Annotated in this window: 2 protein-coding genes and 1 pseudogene; 1 reads left to right on the top strand and 2 read right to left on the bottom strand. The window is 46.4% G+C overall.

Annotation, left to right across the window (positions count from 1 at the left end):
* On the bottom strand, positions 1 to 2,092 hold a 2,092-nt coding region (locus H6S82_RS26640; protein ID WP_191056987.1), incomplete at its 3' end, for a hydantoinase/oxoprolinase family protein.
* Between H6S82_RS26640 and H6S82_RS26635 the strand changes: the two genes are divergently transcribed.
* Positions 2,091 to 2,426, top strand: a complete 336-nt coding sequence (locus H6S82_RS26635; RefSeq protein WP_190464010.1) for a hypothetical protein — start codon at positions 2,091 to 2,093, stop codon at positions 2,424 to 2,426. The two genes, H6S82_RS26640 and H6S82_RS26635, sit on opposite strands and share 2 nt — an antisense overlap.
* A gap of 29 nt (positions 2,427 to 2,455) precedes the next feature.
* On the opposite strand, the pseudogene H6S82_RS26630 reads toward H6S82_RS26635, so the two are convergent.
* Positions 2,456 to 3,039 (bottom strand): annotated as a pseudogene (locus H6S82_RS26630) (EmrB/QacA family drug resistance transporter); the annotation flags it as partial.

Below are 3,039 nucleotides of genomic sequence, written 5' to 3'. Positions count from 1 at the left end.
TTTTACCAGTTGCTTCTACAATAATTGCAGGGCCAAAAATGCCATCTCCCGGTTGCAAATCCTCCCGTTTGTAAACAGGTGTTTCCTGCCAAGCATCCGCCGCGTACATTTTTACAGTCGCTATAGATGAGGCAGATTCAGTTGTTTTGCTTGCAATTAAAGATTCTGCCGGCACATCAGTTTTACCTACCACCTCAACCGAAACAGCCTCCACAATCAGCAGCTTTTCTGACATAATAAAACCGTAACGTTGGCGATGCGCCTCCTCAAAAAGCTGCCTCATCCCCACAACATCACCAAAATCGACAATCAGCGACGAATCAGTTCCCTCATATCGCAAATGCAGCTTGCAAAAAACCTGTGTATCTTGTGGCACAGGCATCTTGCCTGTGCGGTTCAATTCCTCCTTCCCTTCTGTGACTAACTCCTCCAAAACCTGTTGCAACAACGGCAACAATTCCTCACTCAACTTTGCTTCCACTGCCTTTTCCCGAATCACGCGCACATCCGCCAAACCCATACCATAAGCGGATAAAACACCCGCGTAGGGATGGAGGAACACCTGTTTCATCCCCAACGCATCGGCAATTAAGCAAGCGTGTTGTCCCCCCGCACCGCCGAAACAACAAAGCGTATATTCCGACACATCGTAACCGCGTTGCAGAGAGATTTTTTTAATCGCGTTTGCCATTTTATCGACTGCGATCGCCAAAAATCCCGCCGCCACCTCCTCCGGTTTGGACTCCCCTCCAATCTCCGCCGCCAGTTGTGCAAACTTCTGCCGCACCACCTCTGCATCCAACGGCAAATCGCCATCTTTCCCAAACACCTTCGGGAAAAACTCCGGCTGCAACTTGCCCACCATCACATTGCAATCCGTCACCGTCAGCAGCCCACCCTTGCGATAACAAGCAGGGCCGGGATTTGCGCCCGCCGACTCCGGCCCTACGCGATAACGCGCACCATCAAAGTATAGAATCGAACCTCCACCAGCTGCAACAGTGTGAATTGCCATCATCGGCGTCCGCAATCGCACACCCGCAACTTCTGTCTCAAATGTGCGTTCGTATTGTGGCGCAAACTGTTCTTGTGGAATATCTTGTGGGATGGGCGTCTGGCCTTGTGGGATGGGCGTCTCGCCCGTCCTTAGCAATTTAGGGGCAGGCGGGACGCCTACCCCACAAGATTCATCGACTTTATGGTTGTAATGTGCAACATCGGTGGAAGTACCACCCATATCGAAGGTGATAATTTTATCGAAACCTGCCATCAAACTTGTTTGCACAGCACCAACAATTCCCCCAGCAGGGCCTGATAAAATGCTATCTTTGCCTTGAAATAATTGTGCGTCGGTAAGTCCCCCATTCGATTGCATAAACATCAATTTGGTATTACCCAAATTACTGCTAACCCGCTCTACATATCGCCGTAAAATGGGGGAAAGATAAGCATCCACAACAGTTGTATCGCCGCGACTGACAAGCTTCATCAAAGGGCTGACTTGGTGGGATACGGATACTTGAGTAAAACCTATTCTATGTGCGATATCTGCAACTTGTTTTTCGTGTTTGGGATAGCGATAACCGTGTATGAAAACAATTGCACAGCTGCGAATTCCTTCATAATAAGCTTGTTGTAAAGGTCGAATATAGCCAGTTTGTACGGGAAGTAATTCTTTGCCATCGGCGCTGTAGCGTTCTTCTACTTCGATGACGCGATCGTACAGCATTTCTGGTAGTATAATGTGACGGGCGAAGATATCGGGACGATTTTGATAGCCGATGCGGAGGGCATCTCGGAAACCTTTGCTAATGAGAAGAACAGTGCGATCGCCTTTTCTTTCCAGCAACGCATTCGTCGCCACCGTCGTTCCCATCTTGACGACTTCAATCTCATCAGCTGGAATGGGTGTATCAGCAGTAATTCCCAAAAGATCGCGAATTCCCTGCACTGCTGCATCGGTATAGCGTTCCGGATTTTCTGACAGCAGCTTGTGAATTACGAGATGTCCGTCGGGACGCCGCGCCACTATATCGGTAAACGTACCACCTCGATCGATCCAGAATTGCCAACCACCATTATTTGAATACATGACTAGAAATAATGACCCTAATTTACGGATGCAGATTATTATAGTGCTTTCCACTATCGCTGCGATCGTCTTTTCATTTAGTTTAGGCTTGACTGTAACGAATGCTCTCAAAGGCAAAAATTATTCTGATGTGGGAGTTCCTATGTATACTAATTCCGATGCAGCTTATCATATCGGCTTGGTAATCTACCCTTTAGTTTCCGGTTTACTGATTTTTATCATCAACAAAACCATCTGTAAAAATAGTTTATTAGCCTCAAAGCTAGGTATTCCATTGGTAATAATTTCTTTGTTTTTATATATTCCCTTACTTTGGATTACAGTCAGCTTCTAAAAATCGCTTAATTTATGCCACCCAATCAATTAATGTGCAGCACCACCACCAGTTGCCTTTACCTTTTTGAAGAAGATAATGGCAATACCACTCAGCAATAAAGCGCAACCAACTATGTAAAAACAATCGTTGAAAGCCATCACGAAAGCTTCGCGGCGAACGATATTGCTAATCGCTGCGATCGCTCGATCTCTCGCCGTACTTAAATCCGCCCCCCGACTCACAAAAAACTGGGTCATTTCTTCGATGCGCTGCTGCGTTTGCGGATCGTACAACGAAATAGCATCTCCTAAACGATTGGAATGAAATTGCTCTCGCCGAGTTAGCAAAGTTGCCAAAATTGCAATTCCTAACGAACCGCCCATATTTCGCATCATATTAAACAAACCAGAAGCAGATCCAGCTTGTTCCGCTTCAATTCCAGCAGTAGCAATTGATGAAAGAGGTACCATAATTAAAGGTTGTCCCATAGCGCGAACAAGTTGCGACCAACGTAACTGATCGATACCAGTATCGTGCGTCATATTCGAGTTCATAAAACAGCTGACAGCAAATAAACTGATGCCCACAGCAATCATGATGCGGGTATCGATTTTTTGCATTAACTTAGGCA

The sequence above is a fragment of the Planktothrix sp. FACHB-1355 genome, from assembly GCF_014748295.1.
Taxonomy (GTDB): Bacteria; Cyanobacteriota; Cyanobacteriia; order Cyanobacteriales; family Aerosakkonemataceae; genus Aerosakkonema; species Aerosakkonema funiforme_A.
Note: the sequence above shows the minus strand (reverse complement) of the source record. Positions and strands in the feature narration are given on the sequence as shown.

Excerpts from the sequence above, each read along its gene's own strand:
- H6S82_RS26635 (WP_190464010.1), top strand. The coding sequence starts at position 2,091 with ATGACTAGAAATAATGACCCTAATTTACGGATGCAGATTATTATAGTG.